At 69.3% G+C, this 22,255-nt stretch carries 19 protein-coding genes and 3 pseudogenes; 6 read left to right on the forward strand and 16 right to left on the reverse strand.

The window, feature by feature from the left end; genetic code table 11:
- Window positions 1–391: 391 nt before the first annotated feature.
- On the reverse strand, window positions 392–733 hold the full coding sequence (locus ACH4U8_RS42935) for a thioredoxin family protein (RefSeq protein WP_395783873.1): 342 nt from the start codon (window positions 731–733) through the stop codon (window positions 392–394).
- An 87-nt stretch (window positions 734–820) separates the two neighbouring features.
- On the reverse strand, window positions 821–1,840 hold the full coding sequence (locus tag ACH4U8_RS42940) for an NAD(P)/FAD-dependent oxidoreductase (RefSeq protein WP_395783875.1): 1,020 nt from the start codon (window positions 1,838–1,840) through the stop codon (window positions 821–823).
- 790 nt (window positions 1,841–2,630) lie between these two features.
- Here ACH4U8_RS42940 and ACH4U8_RS42945 point away from each other — a divergent pair.
- The 3 genes and pseudogenes from ACH4U8_RS42945 to ACH4U8_RS42955 all read left to right on the forward strand — a co-directional run.
- Window positions 2,631–2,919: pseudogene (locus ACH4U8_RS42945) on the forward strand (MFS transporter); the annotation flags it as partial.
- 113 nt (window positions 2,920–3,032) lie between these two features.
- Window positions 3,033–3,626 (forward strand): helix-turn-helix domain-containing protein, encoded by a 594-nt coding sequence (locus tag ACH4U8_RS42950; protein WP_395783877.1) that lies wholly within the window; start codon window positions 3,033–3,035, stop codon window positions 3,624–3,626.
- Window positions 3,627–4,090: 464 nt separating this feature from the next.
- Window positions 4,091–4,609: a transposase gene (locus ACH4U8_RS42955; RefSeq protein ID WP_395783879.1), complete on the forward strand. Its 519-nt coding sequence runs from the start codon at window positions 4,091–4,093 to the stop codon at window positions 4,607–4,609.
- A 9-nt stretch (window positions 4,610–4,618) separates the two neighbouring features.
- Here the strand turns inward: ACH4U8_RS42955 and ACH4U8_RS42960 are convergent.
- Window positions 4,619–4,920 (reverse strand): annotated as a pseudogene (locus ACH4U8_RS42960) (aminoglycoside adenylyltransferase domain-containing protein).
- Complete coding sequence (locus tag ACH4U8_RS42965; RefSeq protein ID WP_395783905.1) at window positions 4,895–5,074, reverse strand: nucleotidyltransferase domain-containing protein; 180 nt, start codon at window positions 5,072–5,074, stop codon at window positions 4,895–4,897. The pseudogene ACH4U8_RS42960 and the gene ACH4U8_RS42965 overlap by 26 nt, the downstream one beginning before the upstream one ends.
- Before the next feature lie 259 nt (window positions 5,075–5,333).
- On the opposite strand from ACH4U8_RS42965, the gene ACH4U8_RS42970 reads away from it, so the two are divergent.
- The gene (locus tag ACH4U8_RS42970) at window positions 5,334–5,936 is read left to right on the forward strand and encodes a TetR/AcrR family transcriptional regulator (RefSeq protein ID WP_395783881.1); all 603 of its coding nucleotides are present in this window, start codon (window positions 5,334–5,336) and stop codon (window positions 5,934–5,936) included.
- Between the two features lie 1,059 nt (window positions 5,937–6,995).
- Here ACH4U8_RS42970 and ACH4U8_RS42975 read toward each other — a convergent pair.
- The 10 genes from ACH4U8_RS42975 to ACH4U8_RS43020 are packed head-to-tail and all read right to left on the reverse strand — an operon-like array spanning window position 6,996 to window position 18,772.
- Window positions 6,996–8,576, reverse strand: a complete 1,581-nt coding sequence (locus ACH4U8_RS42975; RefSeq protein WP_395783883.1) for an AMP-binding protein — start codon at window positions 8,574–8,576, stop codon at window positions 6,996–6,998.
- A gap of 52 nt (window positions 8,577–8,628) precedes the next feature.
- Window positions 8,629–9,519 carry a phytanoyl-CoA dioxygenase family protein gene (locus ACH4U8_RS42980; RefSeq protein ID WP_395783885.1) on the reverse strand — a complete coding sequence of 297 codons (891 nt, stop codon included), beginning with the start codon at window positions 9,517–9,519 and terminating at the stop codon, window positions 8,629–8,631.
- A 10-nt stretch (window positions 9,520–9,529) separates the two neighbouring features.
- Window positions 9,530–10,408, reverse strand: coding sequence for an NAD(P)-dependent oxidoreductase (locus ACH4U8_RS42985; protein WP_395783887.1), 879 nt, complete (start codon window positions 10,406–10,408; stop codon window positions 9,530–9,532).
- Complete coding sequence (locus tag ACH4U8_RS42990; RefSeq protein WP_395783889.1) at window positions 10,405–11,895, reverse strand: flavin-containing monooxygenase; 1,491 nt, start codon at window positions 11,893–11,895, stop codon at window positions 10,405–10,407. Before ACH4U8_RS42990 ends, ACH4U8_RS42985 begins: the two co-directional genes overlap by 4 nt.
- Window positions 11,896–11,908: 13 nt before the next feature.
- On the reverse strand, window positions 11,909–13,393 hold the full coding sequence (locus ACH4U8_RS42995; RefSeq protein WP_395783891.1) for an aldehyde dehydrogenase family protein: 1,485 nt from the start codon (window positions 13,391–13,393) through the stop codon (window positions 11,909–11,911).
- On the reverse strand, window positions 13,390–14,889 hold the full coding sequence (locus tag ACH4U8_RS43000) for an amidase (protein WP_395783893.1): 1,500 nt from the start codon (window positions 14,887–14,889) through the stop codon (window positions 13,390–13,392). Before ACH4U8_RS43000 ends, ACH4U8_RS42995 begins: the two co-directional genes overlap by 4 nt.
- A complete protein-coding gene (locus tag ACH4U8_RS43005; protein ID WP_020553835.1) occupies window positions 14,876–15,637 on the reverse strand; it encodes a gamma-glutamyl-gamma-aminobutyrate hydrolase family protein in 762 nt (253 codons plus the stop codon). Before ACH4U8_RS43005 ends, ACH4U8_RS43000 begins: the two co-directional genes overlap by 14 nt.
- The gene (locus ACH4U8_RS43010; RefSeq protein ID WP_395783895.1) at window positions 15,615–16,700 is read right to left on the reverse strand and encodes a Zn-dependent alcohol dehydrogenase; all 1,086 of its coding nucleotides are present in this window, start codon (window positions 16,698–16,700) and stop codon (window positions 15,615–15,617) included. Before ACH4U8_RS43010 ends, ACH4U8_RS43005 begins: the two co-directional genes overlap by 23 nt.
- A 22-nt stretch (window positions 16,701–16,722) precedes the next feature.
- Window positions 16,723–18,102 carry a glutamine synthetase family protein gene (locus tag ACH4U8_RS43015; RefSeq protein ID WP_395783897.1) on the reverse strand — a complete coding sequence of 460 codons (1,380 nt, stop codon included), beginning with the start codon at window positions 18,100–18,102 and terminating at the stop codon, window positions 16,723–16,725.
- A complete protein-coding gene (locus ACH4U8_RS43020; protein WP_395783899.1) occupies window positions 18,095–18,772 on the reverse strand; it encodes a hypothetical protein in 678 nt (225 codons plus the stop codon). The genes ACH4U8_RS43015 and ACH4U8_RS43020 overlap by 8 nt, the downstream gene beginning before the upstream one ends.
- Window positions 18,773–19,162: 390 nt before the next feature.
- Here ACH4U8_RS43020 and ACH4U8_RS43025 point away from each other — a divergent pair, with 390 nt between their 5' ends.
- On the forward strand, window positions 19,163–19,756 hold the full coding sequence (locus ACH4U8_RS43025; RefSeq protein ID WP_395783901.1) for a TetR/AcrR family transcriptional regulator: 594 nt from the start codon (window positions 19,163–19,165) through the stop codon (window positions 19,754–19,756).
- Between the two features lie 81 nt (window positions 19,757–19,837).
- Here the strand turns inward: ACH4U8_RS43025 and ACH4U8_RS43030 are convergent, their stop codons facing one another.
- Window positions 19,838–20,209, reverse strand: coding sequence for a MerR family transcriptional regulator (locus ACH4U8_RS43030; RefSeq protein WP_395783903.1), 372 nt, complete (start codon window positions 20,207–20,209; stop codon window positions 19,838–19,840).
- 70 nt (window positions 20,210–20,279) lie between these two features.
- Here ACH4U8_RS43030 and ACH4U8_RS43035 point away from each other — a divergent pair, with 70 nt between their 5' ends.
- On the forward strand, window positions 20,280–21,506 hold the full coding sequence (locus ACH4U8_RS43035) for an MFS transporter (RefSeq protein WP_395783907.1): 1,227 nt from the start codon (window positions 20,280–20,282) through the stop codon (window positions 21,504–21,506).
- A gap of 257 nt (window positions 21,507–21,763) precedes the next feature.
- On the opposite strand, the pseudogene ACH4U8_RS43040 reads toward ACH4U8_RS43035, so the two are convergent.
- Window positions 21,764–22,161: pseudogene (locus ACH4U8_RS43040) on the reverse strand (GNAT family N-acetyltransferase); the annotation flags it as partial.
- Between the last annotated feature and the right edge of the window lie 94 nt (window positions 22,162–22,255).

Raw genomic sequence — 22,255 nt, forward strand, 5'->3', positions numbered from 1 at the left:
CATCGGCTCGCCCGCCGCGCGTGCTTCTCCACTCTCGGCTCAGCAGCGCCACGTCGCCGGGTCGGATCGACGACACGTCCGATCCGACCCGGACCGCGAGGTGGGTGGCCACCCGATCGACGGCCTGTTTCTCGAATCGCCGCCGACTCGGACCTCGTACTACAGGATCGGGCACGATGCCACGGTGGATGCCGGCCCGCTTCTTGGGAACTGCATCCGTCCGACCTCGCTCGGCGGCTCCGCCTGGAACCACGCCACGGATCTGTCGGTGCGGAAATCACCGTCCCGCGCACCCTGCTCGTGTTCCCGACGTCGGCGCGCGCCCGAAAAGCGGAGGCGCACCCGATGACGGGACCGACCGTCGATGGAGCGGTTGTCCCCTTCCCGTTCCTTATGCCAGGTAGGGGCGAAGGTGTCGTTCCAGGACGGGCTTCGGAGCCGCGCCCGTCCACGCCTTGACAGGGGCGCCGTCGACGTAGACCACGAAGGCCGGTATGGAGGAGATCCCGTGCTGCTCCGACAGTGCCGGCTCCTCGTCGACGTTGATCTTTACGACGTCCAGGGCGCCCGCTTGTGTGGTGGCCAACTCCTCGACGACGGGAGTGATCCTGATACACGGCCCGCACCACGGGGCCCAGAACTGCACCAGGACGGGCCGCTCCGCCTGGAGTACGCGGACGGGAAAGGTCCGTTCGGTGACGCTGTCGACGGAGCCGTGGGGCCTCGCTGCCATGATGACGTTCTCCTTGCGGCGTGTGGTTCGTGTCTTGTGTGTGAGGGCCGATGGGCCCGGGCGATGTGGCGGGAGACGAGCGGGAGCTCAGTCGCGGATGGCGACCTGGGGTATCGGCCGCGGGGTGCTGTGACGCGTGCGGGTCGAGGTGGAGGTGCGGTGGTTGTCCACGGCCCGCTCGACGTCCTCGGCGGCGAGGTCGTGGTCGAGGGCGAACGCGGCCGCGGCGCCCTGTCCTGCGGCGATGATCACGAGCGCCTTCGTGTCGGTGACGTTGCCGACCGCCCACACCCCGGACACGCTGGTGCGGCCCGCATCGTCGGTGCTCACCCAGTCGTTCGGGTCGCGCTCGCAGCCCAGGCCGGTGAGCAGGGTGTCGCGGGGCACCATCTCCGGAACGACGAAGACCGCGCCGCGGGGGAAGACATGGCCCCCGGCCAGTTCGACACCGCGCACCTGGTCGGCTTCCACCACCACCCGCTTGACCGTGCCGTCGGCGACGACGATGTCGCGCGCGGCCAGCTGTTCGCGCTCCCCCGCGTCGAGATCGAGGGTGTGGGCGAAGAAGACGACATCGGAGGACCACTGCCGCAACAGCAGGGCGTGCCGCACCGCCCCCGGGTGCGTGCCGAGCACCGCGATCGGCCGGTCGCGTACCTCGTACGCGTGGCAGTAGGGACAGAACAAGACGTCCCTGCCCCACCGCTCCCGCACACCGGGGATCGCCGGAAGCTCGTCCCGCAGTCCGGTGGCCACCACCACCCGCCGAGCCTTGAGCACCGCGCCGCCGTCCAACCGGACGAGGAAACCGGGGTCGATCTGGTCCACCCGGCACTCGAACAGGTCCACCCCGTACCCGGCGACCTCGGCCCGACCCACCGCCAGCAGATCCGCCGGGGACATCCCGTCCCGCGACAGGAAACCGTGCACGTGCGCCGCAGGGGCGTTGCGCGGCGCACCCGCGTCGACCACCGCCACCCGGCGGCGCGCCCGACCCAGCACCAGAGCGGCGCTCAGCCCCGCCGCACCCGCACCCACGATCACCACGTCGTACCCGTCGGCGTCGGCGTCGGGAGCGTTTCGTACATCGTTCGTCGTGTCACTCACGGCGATCACCTCCGCCACGAGCGTGCCTCCCCGATCGCACCAACGGCAAAGTTCTTTGCGGTTCTCGCAACAACCAACGTCGCCGACCCCTCCGAATGAACCGCGACAACTCGGGCGAGCAGCGGCCGCACCCGCCGTTGCCTCGCACTGGGCGATCCACGAGAGCAACTTCGAAGGCTCGCGCGGCGTCGGCCGGATTCCGGCCTGTCGGCCCCTGTCTTGCCGTACCAGCGAACTTCGTTGCGTGTCAGGAGGGTCGGATCGAATTCGCGACGTAGGCTTCCCCTCTGGCCACCGTGCCGGCACAGGTCGGCCGCCGGACGAACTCGTGGGGTCTCTCGGTTCGGCAAGCCCCGGGTTTGCAGCAGGCCTCGTATACACCACGCCGGGCTCAGATTTCCCTGACCGACCGCCCGAGCGCCCTGACGGAGTAGAGGTCGGTCATCCCGGCGTCACGGAACCCGCCCGAGCGGTGTTGACAAGAATTGGGTGTGGAGGGACGTCCCGTCCGGCGGGGACGGCTCGTCCTGGGCAACCGCAAGCGGGTTCCGGAGCCGGGCGGGGCCGTCGAGTCCGACACCTCGCCTCCCAACGTTTCGGCCCCATCGGCGACTCGACCGTGAAGCTCAACCCCTTCGGCGGCCAAGCGAGCGCGCCGATCCAAGGGCGGATGGGATAGCAGACCAGGTTCGCGATGGTCGAACTCCGGTCGGGACGGAACGCCGGTGTCATTCGACGGCGCGACCCAGCAGGCCGCGGCACCGGCGAATCTCCTGCGGCTGGCACGGGGATTCCGCTGCCGCTGGTCGGCTGGACGGTCGCGGGTATTGGCCTGTCCGGCTGTGTGCCGCAGTTGTTCAGTGCAGCGGGGCACACCGACCGGGCCGCCGCGGGGGCGCCCGAGTCGCCGGGATCGGCTATCTCGGGGTATCGGCCGGTCCCACTGTTATCGGGCCGATGACGCACGTGATGCCGTTGAGCATCGCGTTGCTGCTGCCGGTGGCGTTCTGTGTGTGATCGCCTCGTGTACGGCGGGGGTGTTGCGGGAGGCGAGGGTGCAACCTGCGGCGGACCGGTAGGCGGTGGGCTTCGGGCCCGGGATCGCCCCATCACGCGTCGCCTCCGCCCCCGGCACCCCGGCGTTTGCGGTATCGGCAACATTCCTTGCCCTCCTCGGCGGTGAATGGATTGAATGCGACGCATGGACGAGCCCTCCCCTATCGTCATCACGCTGGCACAGGTCGGCCCGCGGCTGCGTCGCATCAGAACCCAACGTGGCCTGACCCTGTCCGCACTGGCCGAGGCAACGGGGATCTCGATCAGCACCCTGTCCAGGCTCGAATCCGACCGACGACGCGCGAGCCTGGAGGTTCTGTTGCCGATCGCGCAGGCCTACGGGTTGCCGCTGGACGAACTCGTCGGGCCCGTGGGGTCGGGCAAGTCCCGGATCCACACCAGGCCTCGTGTGCACCACGGCAGGGCCCATTTTTCACTGACCGACCGCCCGAGCCCCCTGAAGGCGTGGAAGTTGGTCATCCCGGCTTCCCAGAATCGGCCCGAGCCGTGCACGCACGAGGGGCACGTGTGGTTGTACGTCCTGTCGGGACGGGTCCGGCTCGTCCTGGGCGGCCGCGAGCTGGTCCTGGAGCCGGGCGAGGCCGTCGAGTTCGACACCGGCTTGCCTCACTGGTTCGGTCCCTTCGGTGGCTCGGCCGTGGAGGTCCTCGGCCTCTTGGGTGGCCAGGGCGAGCGCATACACGTCCGCACCGGGCCCCTGTCCCGTTGAACAGCGCGCTCGCCGGACGAGCGCGGGCAACTTCCCTGTCGACATGGCTTCCGTCCGCCGACACTCCGGAAGCGGGGGGTCGTCGGTCTGGCCCAACCACTGCGGACGGATCGCGCGTCCGGTGTTGAAGTATCGGCCGGACGGGAAACCCGCCCGCCGCGTCACACTGTCCTTGTCGGTCGGCATGCCCGCCGCGGACCGTGAGACTGCCACGGCCAATCCGCAGACGGGCGTCCAGCGTGGTCGCATCGTGGCCGGCCTTGCGTAGCTCGTGTGCGGCGGTCGGCCCGGCCACTCCGACGCCCGCCACCGCGAGTTCCGCCGCGCTGCGGCTGGTGAGCGTGAAGTCGGACTCGTGCGGCGCACGGAAGGGCGCAGTGGCCGCGCCCGCGGGAGTCGGTCGTGAAGGGCGTCCTTGGCCGTGTATCGAATGTGGGTCTGAGGGCTGTGGATGATCACGGTTCATGGGGGCGGAAGATCTCACGGAAGAGCAGTGGACGGTGCTGGAGCCGGTGTTGCCGAAGGGTGCCAAGACGGGGTGGCCACCCGTCTGGTCCCGGCGTCGGCCAATCGACGGCATACGGTTCCGGATCCGGACTGCTGTTCCGTGGCGGGACGTGCCCGTCGAGCACGAACCGTGGGGCCGGGTCTACGACCTGTTCCGCCGGTGGCAGCGGAACGGTACCTGGCACCGGATCCTGACCCGGCTCCAGTCCATGGCCGATGCGGAGGGGGCGATCGTGTGGGACCTGAGCATCGACTCCACGGTCTGTCGCGCTCATCAGCATGCGGCTGGGGCCCGCAAGCAGGGCGACCTGCAGAAGGAGCCGCCGACCGCCGCGCCAACCGCCTCAAAGGACACCGTGCTGTCGCCGCGCGATACGACAAGCTCGCCGTCCGCTACGAGGCGACTGTCCTTGTCGCTGCCACAAACGAGTGGCTGTGACCAGCACAGGAAACACTCTTGGTGCTCGGGGCCTTGAGAGTGGTCCTTATGTCCGCTGGCCCCGGGTGCTCAGCCGTTCGATCTCGGCGAGCACGTGGTCCACATGCGGACGGACCTGTGTCTGCAGCGTCTCGCTCCAGCTTTCCTCGCGGTAGTGGCAGTTGAGGTAGAGCTGTCTGGCGTGCTCAAGCACGGCGCGGTGTTCAGGAGGGAGTTGGGCGAGGGCCCAGCCGGCGGCTTCGGCCTGATCTGGCCGGTGGAGAGCGTGGTCCGGACGCGCGCGAAGGTCAGCAGGACGTTGCGGGTGTCGCCCTCGAGGTCGTCAAGCAAATCGGGAATGCCCGCCACGCCGGCCCGGACCAGATCGGAATAGCGCCCGTCGTTCCCGCTTGTCCATCGACCTTCGGGAGACGAGCAGTACGTCCACGTCGCTGGCTGGTTTGAGGCCTCCGAGCACGGAAGATCCGTGCAGGTAGGCACCGATAAGATCCCCGCCCCACACCGCCAGCCAATCCCGCAATCTCCCGAAGCTGATTCACCGCGCCAGTGTCTCCCGTCGTCCGGTCTGACCGCACGGCACTATGAGCCGGCTCACGGTGCGCCGTCACGTGCTGGTCGCAGCCGCCAATGAGCGGCTGTGCCCAGCACTTTCGCAACAGGCCCTTGGCCTTGGCGGCCGCCTCGATTGTTTAATCGACTCACTGGTCTATTATTATTCCGGTCACATCCAACATCGGTCACCGAGGTAATGTGAGCACGCCATGCGCACAGTCGACCCCGTCAAGCACGCCGCCAAACGCCGCCAGATCCTCGAAGCCGCCACGGCCTGCTTCGCGGACAAGGGCTTCCACGGAACCCGGACGGCGGACATCTGCGCCCGCGCCGGCATGAGCCCCGGGAACGTCTTCCACTACTTCCCGAGCAAGCACGCGATCATCGTCGCGCTGATCGAGCAGGAGGGCGCCGAGACTGCGGCCTATCTCGCCGAACTCTCGCGCGGAGAGGACCCGTTGGTCGCGTTGTTCGGCCTGGTCGACTCGGTGGTGCGCCTGGCCGCCGACCCCACCTACGCGGGCCTGACCCTGGACACCGCTGCGGAGGCCCGCCGTGACGAGGACATCGGAGCCCTAGTCGCCCGCAACGATCGCCAACTGCGCACCGGCATCGCCGACCTGCTTCGCCGCGCCGCCGCGGCCGGGCGAATCGACGACACGCTCGACCCGGACAGAGCCGCGACCTGGGTCGCCGCCCAGATCGACGGCCTGTTCGCGCGCGGCGCGACCGACCCCGACTTCGCACCACTGGACCAGGCCCCGACACTGCGCCTACTGCTCACCCGCTTCCTCGACGCGAAACACACGTAGGCGGTCAAGGCCGCGGCGGCGACGAACGCAGCGGGAACGGCGTCGGAATCGGCCTCGCTCACACCATTCGTTCCCGTGGCAGTGCCATGAACGTCCTGCTGGGCGGGCGACCACGCAGTGGCCGTGACCCCCAACTACCAGACGTCGGACACCGTTCCCCTCGCCCTGGGCCACATCACGGAAGTGGCCCTCGACGCGGACTGGGACCTGGACTTGGAGGCGGTGGCACCGCGATCCGCCCCGACACCCGCGTCGTCTCGGTCAACTTCCCCAACAACCCCACCGGCAAGGTCGTCGACGCGGCCGACTTCACCGCACCGGCCCGACTGTGCGACGGGCGCGGCACGAGGTCTGTCGCGGCCTCGAGCGCGACCCCGACGCACGCCCGCCAACACCTCCGACCTGTCCCCACGTGCCCTGCCCCTGAACGTCACCTCGAAGTCCCTGGATCCGCCCGGACTACGCATCGGCTGGATCACCTGCCGGGACCCCGACCTGCGCTCGCCCCCGGAACAGGCCAAGCACTACACCAACGCTGCGCCCAGCGAGGTCCTGGCCCGCATCGCCCTCAAGTCCCGCACCGTCATCCTCGAACGCAACCGGGCCTTGATCGCCGCGAACCTCCCCGAGTTCGACGCGTTCTTCGCCCGATTCACCGGGCACTTCGACTGGCAGGCCCCGGCGGCGGTTGCGCCGCGTACCCGCGCTATCCGGGAGCCGAAGGCGTCGAGGCCTGCACCCGCCTGGTCAAGGAAGGCCGGCGTTCTCCTGCTGCCCGCAAGCATCTACCGCTCCGACCTCACCCCGACGCCCGTCGGCCGGTTTCGCATCGGGACCGGCCGTGCCCATCCCGAACGGGCCCGGACGCCTTCTCCTCATGGATGCGCGACCACCGGTGAGCCTCCTCCTCTTCGGCAGATGCGCCATCGCCGAGGCCGCACCGCCCCATCTCGCCATGGACACCGTCAGCGTGGCCCTGATCGCCCACCTCGGAGGCCGCGCAGCCCTTGCCGCCCTCCTGGTCACGGCGGGCAAGCGGGCAATCCCTGGGGCGGAGAATCAGCCGCGGTGCAAGGCCCGCAGGTCCTTTCGCAGGATTTTTCCCGCAGCCGACTTGGGTATGGCCTCGATGAATTCCACCTGGCGCACCTTTTTGTGCGGGGAGACCCGGTCGGCGACGAACGACATCACGGCATCCTCGGAGAGTTCCGCACCGTGCCCACGCACGACGAACGCCTTGGGTACCTCTCCCGCTTCGGTCGGTACGCCGATCACGGCGGCGTCGGTGATCATCGGGTGGCCGAGCAGAACCGCCTCCAGTTCGGCCGGAGGCACTTGGTAGCCCTTGTATTTGATCAGTTCCTTGAGTCGGTCGACGATGTAGATCGTGGAGTCGGAGTCCACCACGGCGATGTCTCCGGTGTGCAGAAAACCCTCGGCGTCGATCGTCGCGCGGGTCTCGGCCTCGTTTCCCAGATACCCGGCCATGACGTTCGGTCCTTTGACCCAGAGTTCGCCCGGTGCGCTGCGGCCGTTCTCGGGCAGCGCCACCTCGATTCCCGTCTCGGGGTCGACGATCTTGTTGACGGTGTTCGCGACCGGTCTCCCGACGGAGTCGGCCGGGGCGTCTTCGTCGACGCCGACCGTGTGGCTCACCGGACTGAGTTCGCTCATCCCGTATCCCTGGTAGACCCGGCACGCGAGTCGAGTCGCCACCGCTTGGGCCAGGGCCCCGTCCAACGGTGCCGCGCCCGAACAGATCGTGTGCACGCTCGACAGATCGTGGAGATCGACCGACGGGTCCTTGGCGAGTGCCAGAGCGACCGGTGGTGCGATCAGCAGATAGGTGCAACGGTGCCGTTCGATGGCGCCGAGGAAGTCGGCGAGGTCGAACCGCGGCATCGTGACGAGCGTGGCCCGGTGGTACAGGGCGGCGTTCAGGAGCGCTGTCAGTCCGTAGATGTGGAAGAACGGCAGTACCGCGAGGATTCGGTCGCTGTCCCTGATTCCGGTCGGCTTCGCGATCTGACAGACGTTGGCGACCAGGTTGTGATGCGTGAGCATGACGCCCTTGGGCCGCCCCGTGGTGCCGGAGGAGTAGGGGAGCACGGCCGTGTGCGTGCGCGGATCGATCACCACGTCCGGTGCCGACAACCTCTGGTCGAGCAGTTCGCGAAGCGAGGGATGCCCGGGGGCCCCGTCCAGCACGATCACCCGTTCCACGGCCATCCCGACCAGATGGGCGGCCGAGCGTGCCTGTGGCAGGAGTGCGTCGACGGTGACGAGGAACTTCGCCGACGCGTCGCGCAATTGGGCGGCGATGTCGCCGGCGGTGTACAGCACGTTGATCGTGGTGGCGGTGCCGCCGGCGCGCAGGACGCCGTGCAGCACCACCGCGAACGAGGGGCTGTTCGGTGCGTGGATGGCGACCACGTCGCCCGATCCGAGGCCCCTGCCGGCCAGCGCACCCGCGACGGCCTCGATCTCGTCGAGGAGTCGACGGTAGGTGACGATCGAGGACGTCGGGTCGTCGATGAGGGCGGGCTTGTCGAGGTGACCGTCCTCGAAGGTTCCGAACAGGAACCGGTGGACGGGTACTTCGGGTATGTCGACGTCCGGATGCGGACTGGCGAAGCTCAACGGAGGACTCCTTCGGAGGAGGACGCAAGGACGCTCCCGGTGCGAACCCGGGTCAGCGCACGGTGGGCAGTTCGACGGGTTCGTCCGCGAGCAGGGTGTGGACGTCGACCATCTGGCCGTCGCGTTCGACGTAGCCCATCAGGTTCGCGCCGGAGCCCCACCCCAGCAGCCGCTGGATCTCCTCGGACAGGCCGAGCAGCCGCTCTCGCGGGATCGACACATATTGGTTTTCCTCCTGGCGCAGGCACGCGAGGTCGAACGCCATGGTCACACCGGTCCGCGGGGCGTCCGAGGAGTTGTTGCCGCCGCCGTGATAGGTCGACCCGATCCAGATCAGTGCCGACCCCGCGCGCATGCGCGTGGAGACGGCCTCCTCGCGTCGGGGCGGGCGTTCGTCGTCCCATCGGTGGCTGCCCGCGACGACCAGGGTGCCGCCGTTGTCCGCGGTGAAGTCACTGACGGCGACCATGATCTGCACGCGTCCCTCGCGGCCGTAGTCGGGGTGCCGCCACAGGAAGCTGGAGTCGTCGCGGTGCAGCGGCTGTTCGCCCTGCCCGGGATGGATGCGGATGGCCTGGGTGACGCCGATCTGGATGTCCGGGACGATCTCGATCCGGTCCTGTCCGGCCCAGATCGGGACGGGCTTCTGGAGGATCTTCTTGGCGGCGCCGTGGTACAGGGGGTGCAGGGCGATCTGCGGCATCACGTCGAGTCGGCCGAACAGTCCGCCGGCGCGTCGGGTGTTCGTGCCGGCGAAGTACGCGTCGTCGCCGCATCGGGTCCCGTCGAGGATCGGCTCCAGTTGGCGGCGCAGTTCGGTGAGGACGGACGGCTCGAGGAAGCCGTCGACGATGACGCCGCCGTCGCGGCGGATGATGTCGACGACCTCGTCGACGGTGGTGGTGGCGCCGGGCAAGGTGGCCAGGCTCGTCGCGGTGGTCATGAGGTGTCCTTCAGCGGTCGGTGGTGTCGGACGGGGTGGAGAGGATTTCGATCTGGGCGAAGAGACCCAGGTGGCCGTATCCGGCCGCGCGGGCGCGTTCGAGGTTTTCGAGGTTCGCCGTCATCAAGGCCGCGCGTTGTCCCGCGCGCAGCATCGACTGTTGCCACGACTTCGTGGCGGCGGCGTAGACGTCGAGCGTCGCCTGGTCGGTCGTGTAGTCGCCGGTCTCGAACGTGTCGACGGCCTCTTGGAGCAGTTCGAGCAGCTTGCCGGTCCACAGGTGGAGGATGTGGCGCATCTCGGAGACCGCGACGCCTTCGGCTCGCACGTAGGCGGCCGCCTCGTGGAAGGCCCCGAGCGCGACGTTGAAGAACGCGCCCGCCATCGCGGCGTCGATCACGTTCGCGGCACCGGGACGGGTTCCGACGAATCGCGACTGGGCGGCGAGGGGCAGGAGAAGGTCGCGAAGCTCTTCCCACGCCTGCTCGGATCCGGAGTAGTTGACGGCGGATGCCTCGGTTCCGATGTCCTGCGGGTAGGCCGCGATGGCGCCGTCGAGATACCGTGCGCCCTCGCTCTCGATCCACGCGGCGAGCGAGGTCGCCTCGTCGGGGGATCCGGTGGGCGTGTTGACGATGGTCTTGCCCGTCAACGGACCGCATTCGGCGAGAACCGATCTCGCGACGTCGTAGTCCAGGAGGCTGATGACGACGACCGGGCTCGCCTGCACCGCGCTGCGGGCGGACTCGGCCACGGCCGCGCCGGCGTCGGCGAGGGGCGCGCACTTTGCGGGTGTGCGGTTCCACACGGTCACCCGGACGCCGTTGCGTAGCAGTGCGTGGGCGAGCGCGGATCCCATCAGCCCGGTGCCCAGAAGCGATACGTTCATGTGGATCGGCCTTCCTGTGTGGTCAGTCGGCGGTAGTGCGACATGCGAAAGAACTTCGTGCGCAGCCAGTACTCGACCGTGGTCGCCGGCCAGAGAGTGTCGATGCGTCCGTCGGCGGACTGATACCAACTGGTGCAGCCGCCGGACGCCCATACCGTTCGCCGCATGCGTTTTTGGGTGGATGCGTAGTCGCGGGTCTGCGCCTTGCGGTCGAGGTCGACGGCATCGACGCCGGCCTCACGCGTGCGGCTTATCGCCGAGGCGATGTACCGGGCCTGTGCCTCGATCATGAAGACGATCGAGTTGTGTCCGAGCCCGGTGTTGGGTCCGTTGAGGAAGTACAGGTTCGGAAAGCCCGAGGTGGCGATGCCGAGTCTGGTCGCGGCGCCGTCCCGCCAGGCGTCGAGCAGTTCGATGCCGTCGCGGCCGAAGACCTTCATCGGGGCCAGGAAGTCGGTCGGGGTGAACCCGGTTGCGAAGACAATCGTGTCGACTTCGTGTTCGGTGCCGTCGGAGGTGACCACAGCGTGCGGTCGGATCTCGGCGATGGTGTCGGTGACCAGGTGTACGTTGGCGCGACGGAGCGTGGGATACCAGTCGTCGGAGACGAGCCGCCGTTTGCAGCCGGGGTCGTAGTCGGGGGTGACCTTCGCTCGCAGGTGCGGATCCGGCACCTGCGCGTGCAGGTATTCGAGGGCGGATGCGCGAAATCGCTCGATCAGCTTGCGGTTTCCCAGGAAGGCCCGGGCGAGGGACTCGAATTCCCAGTAGGTGCGCCAGCGTCGCAGTCGCTGCCGGGCGGGACTGCGGGCGAACATCGCTCGCGTGGCCGCGGACAGCGGGGCGTCGCCGCGGGGCATGATCCAGTGCGGCGTGCGCTGGAAGACGTACAGCGTGTCGGCGCGGCGGGCGATCTCGGGCACGAACTGGATGGCGCTGGCGCCGGAGCCGATCACGGCGACACGTCTGCCGGCGAGGCCGTGGTCGTGCTGCCACCGGGCCGAGTGGAAGATGGTGCCCTCGAAGGACTCCAGGCCGGTCAACCGGGGGATGAAGGGTCGGCTGAGCCCGCCCGAGCCGTTGACGACCACGGAGGCGTCGACGGTTTCACCGGAGGCGAGTTGGAGATCCCAGGTGAGGGTGCGCTCGTCGAAGCGCATCTCGCACACTTCGGTGCGGAATCGGATGTGCCGCAGGACGTCGAATCGCTCGGCGACCGACCGCAGGTAGGTGTGCAGTTCGTCCCACGGCGGGTAGATCCGGGTCCAGTTCGGGTTCTGTGCGAACGAGAACGAGTACAGGACGCCGGGCACGTCGCAGGCCGCGCCGGGATAGGTGTTCTCGCGCCAGGTGCCGCCGATGTCGTCCGCGCGTTCGAACAGGGTGAAGTCGTGAATGCCCTTTCTCTTCAGCGCGATCGCCATGCACAGACCGGAGAATCCCGTCCCGATGATCGCGATGTGTCCGCTATTGTCGCTGGTTGTCATGGTGCGCTTTCGGTCAGAGACGGATCCACGTCGTCTTCGTCGACGTGAACTTGTCGAGGGCGTGGATGCTCTTGTCCACGCTGTGGCCGGACAGTTTGCGACCGCCGAAGGGCACCGAAAGGTCCCCTTCCTCGTAGCAGTTCACCCAGACCAGTCCGGCGTCGAGCTCCCGGGAGAGGCGGTGCGCGCGGGAGAGGTTCGAGGTCCACAGGCCGGCCCCGAGTCCGAACGGCGAATCGTTCGCCAGCCGGATCGCCTCGTCGGCGTCCGTGAAGGTCGTGACCGCGAGGACCGATCCGAACACCTCCTGCCGGAACAGGTCGTGCTCGGGCCGCACGTGGGTGCATACGATCGGATCCAGGTACGAACCCTCGCCCTCCCGCGCCTTCAGGGAGCCCAGCGCCGGCGTCGCTCCCTGCGCGACGGCGGTCCTGGCGTGCGCCAGGATGTCGGCGCGGTGCTGTGCGCTCGCGACCGGGCCGATCCGGGTCGAGGGGTCGAACGGGTCGCCGATCGGAGTGTTCTCGATCTCGGCGATCACGTCCGCGACGAACCGTTCGGCAATGGTGTCCTGGACCAGGAGCCGGGAGCCCGCCGTGCACATCTGGCCGGCGTTGAAGGTGATCGCCCAGGCTACGGTTCTCGCGGCTTCGGCGAGGTCCGGCGCGTCGGCGAACACCAGTTGCGGGCTCTTGCCGCCGAGTTCGAGGTGCACCGCTTTCGCGTTCGACTCCCCGGAGTAGGTGAGCAACCGTTTGCCGACCTCCGGAGATCCGGTGAACGTGAGGCAGTCGACGTCCATGTGCCGTGCGAGGGCCGACCCGGTGCCGGCGCCGGCACCGGTGACGACCTGGAGCACGCCGTCGGGAAGGCCCGCCGCGGAGCCGAGCTCGGCCAGTCGCAGGAGGGACAGCGGCGACTGGGTCGCGGGCTTGACCACGATGCTGTTGCCGGCGAGCAGGGCCGGCGCAATCTTCCAAGCGCTCAGGGTGAGGGGGAAGTTGTACGGCGTGATGGCGGCGACGACCCCGACGGGCTCGCGGGCGACCAGCGCGACGGCGTCGGTCAGGCCCCGCGGGGCTTCGTCGAGCAACTTGTCGGCGATTTCGCCGTACCAGCGAAACGTCGCCTCGACGGCGCGCAGTTCGATGTCGCGTGCCTGCATCACCGGCTTCCCCATCTCGAGGGTGATCAGCGCGGCGAGCTCGTCTCGGCGCCGGTGGATCAGATCCGCCCAGCGGCGCAGCACCGCGCCCCGCTCCCGGGCGCCGATCCGGGACCATCGCCCGTCCCGGAATGCCGTACGCGCTCCGGCGACGGCCCGGTCGACCACTGCGGGTGTGGCCATCGGGACGCTCGCGACGGCCTTCCCCGTGTGAGGTGACACGACGTCGTGTCGAGCGCCGTCGGCGCCGTCGCACCACTGTCCGTCCAGCCACATCGCGGACGGCACGGTGAGCGCCGACGCGAACCGGGTCCACTCGTCTCGGGTGTTCATCGTCCCTCGCCTTCTCGGTTCTCGGCTCGGTTCTCGGCCGCGGGGCGGCCCGGCCGCGGCACGGCCCGGGAGCCGCCCGCGTGGACGGGCGGAACGCGTGCGTGCCAGGGGGCCGCCTCTTCGAGCTGCGCGGCCACGGCCAGCAGCAGGTCTTCACGGCCCGGTGCCGCCGCCAGTTGGACCCCGACGGGCAGTCCCGCGGACATGCCCGTGGGCACCGAGATCGCCGGCCGACCGGTCACGTTGTGGACGGCGGTGAACGGCGAGTATCGCGACAGCGTGTCCACCCAGCCACGGGCGTCGATGCCGGGTCGGTTCGAGTCGAGTTCACCGATCGGCCAGGCCGTGGATCGCGTCACCGGGGACAGAACCAGGTCGAACCCGTCGAGGAAGTCGGCTGTGGAGCGGGTGAGTTCGTTCTGGTAGGCGCGTGCTCGGGACACGTCCTGCCACCGCAGCGACAGCCCGTGGCGCACCATCGCCGCGGTCGCGGTCTCCACGAGCGCGAGCGCGTCCTCCACGTCCTGCCCGCCGGTCAGCGCTCGGAGGGTGTCGGCGATCGAGGCGGACCAGAACGTCAAGTGGAGATCGCGCAGGCGTTCGTCGTCGACCACCGGTTCCGCCCATTCCACGCGCCCGCCGAACTCCTCCAGCAACCCGGCGACCCGGGCGACCTCGGCTGCGACGGCCGCGTCGGCGCGCACGTCCGGCGAGCCCGTGGACACGGCCACCCGCAGGCCGCGAGGCCGATGCCCGAGCGCGGCGACGAACTCACCCGGAGCTCGGCGCCGGAGGTGGTAGCGGTCGCCCGGCGCGCTTCCGTGCACCAAGTCCAGCAGCGCCGCGGCGTCCCTGACACTTCGGGTGACGGCGAACTCTGCCGTGAGGCCGAACAGCGGTTCGTCCGCGTCGGGACCGGGGGGCACGAGACCGCGCGAGGGTTTGAGCCCGACCACACCGCACAGGGCGGCCGGCGTACGGATCGATCCTCCCGCGTCGTTCGCGTGGGCCCAGGGAAGCGCCCCCGCGGCCACCAACGCCGCGGATCCGCCGCTGGATCCCCCCGCCACGCGGTCCGGATTCCAGGGGTTGCGGGTGGGAGCGTGCGTCGCCGGTTCGGTCGTCGCGCTGAAGCCGAATTCCGGTGTGCTCGTACGGCAGAGCACGGCGAGCCCGCCCGTCCGCCAGCGCGCCATGAGGTGCGAGTCGCGCGGCGACACGTGTCCGGCCATCAACGCGCTGCCGTTCTCGTTCCGCACCCCCGCCGCCGTACACAGCAGGTCCTTGACGGCGAAGGGAACACCGCCGAACGGCCCCGACGACGCGTAGGCCAAAGGCTCGTCGAATACCTCCCCGACCACGGCGCCGAGCACCGGATCGACCTGCTCGATCGCGGCGCGCGCCAGGTCGAACACCTCGCCGGGGGTGACTTCGCGCCGGTCCAGCAGGTCCTTGAGCCCGGTGGCGTCGGTGTGGGCATACTCACGCAGTTCCATGGAGTTCCTCCTTGTGCGCCGATGCCGCCGCGCGGACGAGCCAGGAGAAGATCGGATCGTGCTTGCGCCACTCGGGATGCCACTGCACGGCGACCACCGGTGCGCCGCCCAGCTCGACGGCTTCCACGACGCCGTCGGGGGCCCACCCGGTGACGGTCAGTCCCGAGCCGGGCCGGTCGACGGCCTGGTGATGCAGCGAATTCACCAGGGTTCGATCTCCGTGGATCCCGGCCATGGTCGACCCGGCCCGGAACCGGACATCGTGGGTTTCGTCGGCGACCCCCCTTCCGGGCGATCGGTGGTCGATCGCGCCGGTGGCGAGGTCGGGAATCAACGTGCCCCCGAGCGCGACGTTGAGGATCTGCAGTCCTCGGCAGACGCCGAGCAGTGGCATCCCCCGTTCGATCGCGTCGGTGATCAACGCGATCTCGTGGAGGTCTCGGCGGGGATCGCTGTCGGGATCGGCGGGTGGTGCGTCGATGCCCAGCGTCGCGGGGTGGACGTCCTGGCCTCCGGACACCACGAGAGCGTCGAGCCGATCCACGAGGTCCCGGCCGACCGCCTCATAGGGCAGTTGCACCGGGACGGCGCCCGTCTCGGCCAGTCGCACCGCGAAGTCCGCGTAGTGCATGTCGAACTCGCGGGTGCGATAGCGGGGTTCGACGTCGAGCCGTCCGGCGCTCGCGCGCCGACCGGTGATCCCGATCAGCGGCCGTCGCGGCCGCTCAGGCGAATTCCACGACGACACGGTTCACCCCTCCCTCACGCAGGGACGCCAGACCCGATTCGAGGTCGTCGAAGCCGATCCGCCGCGAGATCATGCCGTCGAGTTCGAGACGGCCCTGCGCGTACAGCTCGGTCAGGCGGGGGATGTCGGCGGGGAAGTGATGGGAGCCCAAGAGCGAGCCCTGCAGCCTTTTCTCCCGGAAGAACAGCTCCGAGGCGGTGATGCGCAGGGGTTGGTCGTCGGGCACCATGCCCAGCACCGTCGCGACACCGCCCGGTGCGAGCACGGCGAACGCCTGCTCGACGGTGGCGCCCCGGCCGATGGCCTCGAACGCGTAGTCGACGCCGCCCGACGACAGGCGCCGTACCGCGTCCACGACGTCCTCGGTGCTCGCGTTCACGCCGGCGGTCGCGCCGAGCCGACGCGCCTGCTCCAGGCTGTGCTCGTCGATGTCGACCGCGATGATCCGGCCGGCGCCCGCCAGACGGGCGCCCTGAACGACGGCCAGCCCCACGCCGCCGCAACCGATCACGGCCACGGTCGCTCCGGGCCGCACCCGAGCGCTGTGCCAAACGGCGCCGACTCCCGTGATCACGGCGCAACCCAGCAGGGCGGCACGGTCCAAGGGGATGTCTCGGCCGATGGGCACCACACTGTTCTCGTGCACCAGCATCGTCTCGGCGAAGGCACCGATCCCGCCCATCCTTCCCACCGCGACACCGCGATGGTTCAGCAACGCCGGGCGCGGACGGGTGCGGAGCCTGGCATGGTCGACGCACAGAGTGAGCCGTCCCTCGACGCAGTATCGACAGCGCCCGCAGAAGGCCGTCATGCAGGTGACCACGTGATCACCCGGAGCCGCGGCGGTGACCTCGGTGCCCACCGCCTCGACGACGCCGGACGCCTCGTGCCCGAGGACTTCGGGCAGGGCGGTGGACCAGTGCGCGTCGATGTACTGCAGGTCGCTGTGGCACAGACCGACCGCCGCGGTGCGGACCACGACCTCCCGGGGGCCGGGTGTGTCGAGTTCGAGGTCTTCGACGTCGAGCCGACCGGGGGCGGCGTTGAGTACTGCGGCCCTCATCGGGGTCCTCCCCTTTGTGGGGTCACACGTGTTCGAAGTAGCGCTCGAGTTCCCAGTCCGAGACGCCGGCCTCGGGGTCTCCCCCGGTGGTGTGGAACTGGAGCCATTCCCAACGGCGGGTGCCGATCCAGTAGTCGACCAACTCGGCGCCCAGGATCTCGGTCAGCTCGGAGTCCGCGGCCAGCGCCGCGACGGCCTGTGACAACGTGGCCGGCAGCCGCGGCGCCCCCTGGGGCATGCCCCAGGCCATGACGGTGCAGGCCGGGCCGGGATCGACGCGCTCGCGCAGCCCGATGACCCCGCCGGCGAGGAACGCGGCCATCGCCAGGTGGATGTTGACGTCGGCGGACGGCACCCGGTACTCGACGCGGGTCAGCTTCGCCGAACCGCAGATCGCGCGCACCGCGGTGCTCTTGTTGTCCACTCCCCACGTCGCGGTCGTCGGCGGCCCGTCGAACTCGACGATCCGCCGGTAGGAATTGACCGTCGGGTATTGGAAGGAGCTTGCGGCGGGCAGCGTGCGCAGCACACCGCCGATGAAGTGCCGCATCGTCTCGGACGGTTGCCCGGGTGAGGTGGGGTCGACGAAGACGTCCTCGCCGTCCCGTCGCAGGGAGAGGTTGATGTGCGCGCCCTGACCGTACTGGTCCGGCGACCAGCGGGCCATGAACGTGACGGTGCGCCCGTGTTCGTAGGCGACCTCGCGCATCACCTGCTTGGTCCGCACGTACAGGTCGGCGGCGGTGAGCAGGTCGGTGGGCGGCAGGTTGATCTCGATCTGGCCGTGCGCGGATTCGTCGGCCCAGCCCTCCCACGGGATGCCGGCCTCGTCCATGCGCGCGGCCATCGCGTCCAGCAGCGTGGTGAAGTCCCTGGAGCGGCTGAGCACGTAGATGCCCCCGTGCGTACCGCCGAGGGGACGCAGGTTCTTGAAGCCCTGGGCTCTGGCCTGTTCGACGGATTCCTCGAAGACGGTCGCCTCGATCTCGACGGCGGCCCTGCCGGTGTAGCCCAGCGCGGCGAGTTCCCCGATCACCCGCTTGAGCGTGGATCGTGAGCACACGGGAAGCGGAGTGCCGGTGCTGTCGACGAGATCGCACATCACCGAGGCGAGTCCGGGCAGCGCCGCGTCCGGGGCGAGGGTGTCAAGGTCGGGCTTGAGGATCACGTCGCGCATCTCGCCGCGCCAGTCGCCGAAATCGAAGCCGAGTTGGGCGCTGTTGGCCAGGTCGACGGCGAGGGCCACGTCGGCGAAGCCCCACCCGGACTCCGCTCCGGAGACGAACTTCCGCGGCGACAGGTGCTTTCCGACGAGCACACCGTCCAGGGTCACGGTCTGCGCGCGGTACACCCGTACTGCGTCGGCGTCGATCCGCTCGGCGACGGTGGGGGAATCAGACATCGTAGACCGCCTTCATCGAGGCTCCGGTGACCACGGACAGTTGACGGTGCGTCCCGTCGACGGCGAACCGGCCCGCCCGCACGCTGTGCACGAGCCAGTCGAACCCGGCCGTCAACCGGCGCAGATCCAGGTCGCTGCCGTGAATTTCGTACGGCCGCTCCTGGGGCCCGACGCGCACCACCTCGCCGGTGTCGAGGGCGTGCAGGACGAGGCCGGGCATGCCGGGCAGCGAGGCGGACAGCGCCCAGAACTCGCGGCCGGCGGCGGCGAGGGCCGGTGGTTCGGGGTTCACCAGGGCCGAGACGGCCTCGATGGCGAGCGCGTCGGCGTTCGCGGACGACACGGTGAGGGCGAACGGGTCGACGTCCAGCGTCGTCGCCGGTGTGGCGGGGGCGGGTGTGTCCAGGTGCAGGCCCTCGGCGGTGCGGGTCAGCGTCACGCGCTGGGTGTCGACGCTCGAACGCAGCACGATCGGGCCCGGTCCGGGAAGGCGGTACAGGGCGCCGCGACCGCCGGCGCTGCGCAGCGCCACGCGGATCCGGGTCGCCACGGCCCGCACGATCGGCGTCGGGTCGGCTTCGGTGGTCACCGTCGGAGCGGGACGAAGGGGTTCGTCGATGCCGTCCGGGACGGGCGGACGCGGATCCGCCGCCGCTCGGGTGTCGGTCATGGGGCCTTCTCTCTGGTGTCCCGGCCGGGAGCGGGGACTGCGCGGACGAGGGGGTCGCCGGCATCCCCGCGGACCGGTGGGTAGCGGAACGCTGCGGGCGACTGGCTGCGAGGAGGAGGGCAGTCACATATCCAATGCCAGTCAGTCGACTGACTAGAGTCAGGTGACTGACATTAAAGTGGGGGTCGGGATTCCGTCAATAGGTGCGTACGATCGGCGCCGAGACCACGCGGCACGGCCCGCCGAGCGGGTGGCGAACAGGGCGGGGTCGACCCGCGCGCCATGCCGTCGGCACATGGGCGGACGCGGTATCCGTCGCCGCCCGGATAACCTGGCCGTCGCGCTCGTACGGCGTGGTGACCAGGACGAACAGGGGGCGATGGTGGGGATATGGGATACCTGACGGCGGCGGAACGGCACTCGCGCATCGTCGAGGCGGCCACCCGGGTCATCGCTCGTGACGGGCTCGCCGCCGCGACCACCCGACGGATCGCCGACGAAGCCCAAGTGAACCTTGCCGCGTTGCACTACAGCTTCAAGGGCAAGGGCGAGATCTACGCGGCGGTCGACGACGCGCTGCGCACCAGGATCATAGAATCGAGCCCCGAATCGGCGCAGGCCCACAGCTGCCGGGAGATCGTGCGCTCACTGATCGGCCGGTTCCAGAACCTGTTGCGAACCGAGCGGGAACTGGCCATCGCCCAGTACGAGTTGCTGCTGTGGGCGCTGCGCACCAAGCACAAGGAGCAACACGCGGCCGACAGCTATCAGGCTTTCATCAGCGCGTTCGCCGACGAGCTCGCGCGAGCGGTCGACCTCGAGGACAGGGACGTCACGCTGCTGGCACGCTACGCGGTGGGCGCGATCGACGGAATCTACATGCAAAATCTCGCTGCGGGGACGGGAGGCGTGAGCGAGCCCGAACTCGACGCGATTTCCCGTGCCATCGTCGACATCGCCGACTCGGTCAAACCGCGCACGTGATGGGGGCTCGCGCCGGGCTCTCCGGGTGCGAGGTGATCCGAAGGGGACGGCCTTGCCCGGTCTGTTGTCCGAGGCGTGCCGTCAGCTTGCTTCGGCGTCGAGACCGGCTGCGCGGAGGTAGTCGCCGATGGCCGTGTGATTCTTCGTGAGGCATTCGATCTTCTCGGCCATGCGATCGCGTACCTGCTCGAGGGTGGCAACCATGTCCGGCGTCAGATAGGGCATGTGAATCGTTCGAGGGCTGTCCAGGCACGGCAGAATCTGCCTGATGATCCTCGTCGGCAGGCCGACGTCGAGCAAACCCCTGATCTGGCGGACCCGATCGACCACGTAGTCGTCGTAGTCCCGGTATCCGTTGGGCAGACGCTCCGACACGATCAGATTCCGCGCCTCGTAGTAGCGCAACATCCGCACCGGCGTACCCGTGCGCTTCGACAGCTCACCGATCCTCACCCGCAAACCTCCCCCACGAACGGCGCAAGTCATCGATTTGACCCTGACATTAATGTCATCCCTTGATCGTATGGCCATGCCAAGAACGGATCGCACCACGTCGATTGCCACCCCTGTCCCACGGTTTCCCCTCTCGGGGCTGCTGGCACTGGGCACCGCAGGATTGATCACTCTCCTGACCGAGACGATGCCCGCCGGAGTACTGCCCGCCATGAGCCACGACCTGGGGGTGAGCGAGTCGGCGGCCGGTCAGACGATCACGGCCTTCGCCCTGGGTGCGCTGTTGTCGGCTCTCCCCCTGACGCGAGCGACCATCGGCTGGCCGCGCCGACACCTGCTGCTGACCGCGATCTCGGGATTCGCTGTGACCAACACGATCACGGCCCTCTCGCACAACTTCCCCCTCACGCTTGCCTCCCGGTTCATCGGGGGTGTCGTCGCGGGACTGCTCTGGGCCCTGCTCGCCGGGTACGCCCGTCGCATGGTCGCCCCGCAACAACGCGGCAAGGCCATGGCAATCGCGATGGCGGGAACTCCCGTCGCGCTCTCGGTCGGTGTACCCGGCGCCGCATTCCTCGCGAAAGTCGTCGGCTGGCGTTTCGCCGTCGGACTCACGACCGCGGCCACTCTGGGACTGATCGTCTGGATCGTCGTTACCGTTCCCAACTTCCCGGGACGGCCCAAGGAGTCCCGGCTCCCGCTCGCCCGCACTCTGCGTATCCCGGGTGTCGCCCCCATACTCCTCGTGACGCTGACCTTCGTACTCGCGCACAACACCCTCTACACCTACATCGCGCCTTTCCTCGACTCGCTCGGCATGGCGGACCGGGTCGACGCCGTCCTCCTCACCTTCGGAGTGCTGTCGTTGGCGAGTATCTGGATCACCGGCGCACTCGTCGACCGGCACCTGCGCACCCTCATGATCACCAGTTGCGCCCTCTTCGCCACGGCGGCTCTGCTCCTGGGAGTCTTCACCGGCTCCCCCGTACCGGTCTTCGTCGGCACGGCCTTGTGGGGACTCGCGTTCGGCGGCACGGCGACCCTGCTACAGACCGCTGTCGCCGAAGCGGCCGGTGCGGCCGGGGACGTGGCCCAATCCCTGCTCGTGACCGGCTGGAACACCGGCATCGCCGGCAGCGGCATCCTCGGTGGACTCCTGCTCGGCGGCCCCGGAGCGAGCTACCTCGGCTGGAGCGCCCTCGCGCTTTTGCTACCGACTCTCGCGATCGTCCTCGGCGCACGCAGGAACGGATTCCCCGCGCACCCACTCCACCACACCGAAACGACACCAGGATGAAACGACCGCTTCTCGAAGTCGAGGACGATGCTGCGGTCGGCGATGCGGGCGTTCTCCAGATTGCGGGCCGGGCGAGGAGGACAGGGGATCCCCCTCGCACGAAGGTCGGGCTGTTGGATGCCGAGGGGGCCGCGCAGCGGACGGCGCCCCTTCCCGTCACCGGCAGCCCGGCCCGGTTCCTGCGGCCGGTCCCCGTCCGGCGGGTTTCGTTCGAGGGTATGTCGGGAGCGAGGAGCGGGGGCGGCTGCTGTGACCGGTCAGGGGATGATGGCGTACTCGGTGAAGTGGCCGCAGGCGGTGAAGCCGCGGCGCGGTAGACGGGTTCGCCGTCGGCGGACGCTTGCAGCACTGCGGTCTCGTAGCCCGCGTCGCGGGCGGTGTGCAGGGTGGCCAGGGTGATGGCGCCGCCATAGCCGCGGCGGCGGGCGGCGGTAGGCGTGGCGATGTTGTAGATCCCGGCAACGCCCGCGTACGGGAAGACCTCGGCCGAGCAGACGGGACGGCCGTCGACGTAGCCGACCAGGTAGCGGGCGGGGCAGTCGGCGGTGAACGCCAAGTCGTCGGCGTCGGCGAAGAACCGGCGCACCCTGGCGGCGGGCGGGTCCCAGTTCGCAGCGAGGACCGTGGCGAAGTCGGCGAGTTGCCCCGGAGTGGTCTGAGGTGCCCCGCGTTTTCCGGACGCCTTGTTCGCTGTCCTTTTATGCGGCGAGTCCGAGCTCGTGGTGGTTTTGCAGGGCTTCGAGTGGTGT

It is taken from the genome of Embleya sp. NPDC020886, from assembly GCF_044333915.1.
Classification (GTDB): domain Bacteria; phylum Actinomycetota; class Actinomycetes; order Streptomycetales; family Streptomycetaceae; genus Embleya.

Coding starts and splice junctions, on each gene's coding strand:
- ACH4U8_RS43025 (WP_395783901.1), top strand. CDS start 19,163: ATGGGATACCTGACGGCGGCGGAACGGCACTCGCGCATCGTCGAGGCG.
- ACH4U8_RS42995 (WP_395783891.1), bottom strand. CDS start 13,393: ATGAACACCCGAGACGAGTGGACCCGGTTCGCGTCGGCGCTCACCGTG.
- ACH4U8_RS42950 (WP_395783877.1), top strand. CDS start 3,033: ATGCGACGCATGGACGAGCCCTCCCCTATCGTCATCACGCTGGCACAG.
- ACH4U8_RS42970 (WP_395783881.1), top strand. CDS start 5,334: ATGCGCACAGTCGACCCCGTCAAGCACGCCGCCAAACGCCGCCAGATC.
- ACH4U8_RS43020 (WP_395783899.1), bottom strand. CDS start 18,772: ATGACCGACACCCGAGCGGCGGCGGATCCGCGTCCGCCCGTCCCGGAC.
- ACH4U8_RS42935 (WP_395783873.1), bottom strand. CDS start 733: ATGGCAGCGAGGCCCCACGGCTCCGTCGACAGCGTCACCGAACGGACC.
- ACH4U8_RS42990 (WP_395783889.1), bottom strand. CDS start 11,895: ATGACAACCAGCGACAATAGCGGACACATCGCGATCATCGGGACGGGA.
- ACH4U8_RS43000 (WP_395783893.1), bottom strand. CDS start 14,889: ATGGAACTGCGTGAGTATGCCCACACCGACGCCACCGGGCTCAAGGAC.
- ACH4U8_RS42985 (WP_395783887.1), bottom strand. CDS start 10,408: ATGAACGTATCGCTTCTGGGCACCGGGCTGATGGGATCCGCGCTCGCC.
- ACH4U8_RS42955 (WP_395783879.1), top strand. CDS start 4,091: ATGGGGGCGGAAGATCTCACGGAAGAGCAGTGGACGGTGCTGGAGCCG.
- ACH4U8_RS42980 (WP_395783885.1), bottom strand. CDS start 9,519: ATGACCACCGCGACGAGCCTGGCCACCTTGCCCGGCGCCACCACCACC.
- ACH4U8_RS43010 (WP_395783895.1), bottom strand. CDS start 16,700: ATGAGGGCCGCAGTACTCAACGCCGCCCCCGGTCGGCTCGACGTCGAA.
- ACH4U8_RS43015 (WP_395783897.1), bottom strand. CDS start 18,102: ATGTCTGATTCCCCCACCGTCGCCGAGCGGATCGACGCCGACGCAGTA.
- ACH4U8_RS43035 (WP_395783907.1), top strand. CDS start 20,280: ATGGCCATGCCAAGAACGGATCGCACCACGTCGATTGCCACCCCTGTC.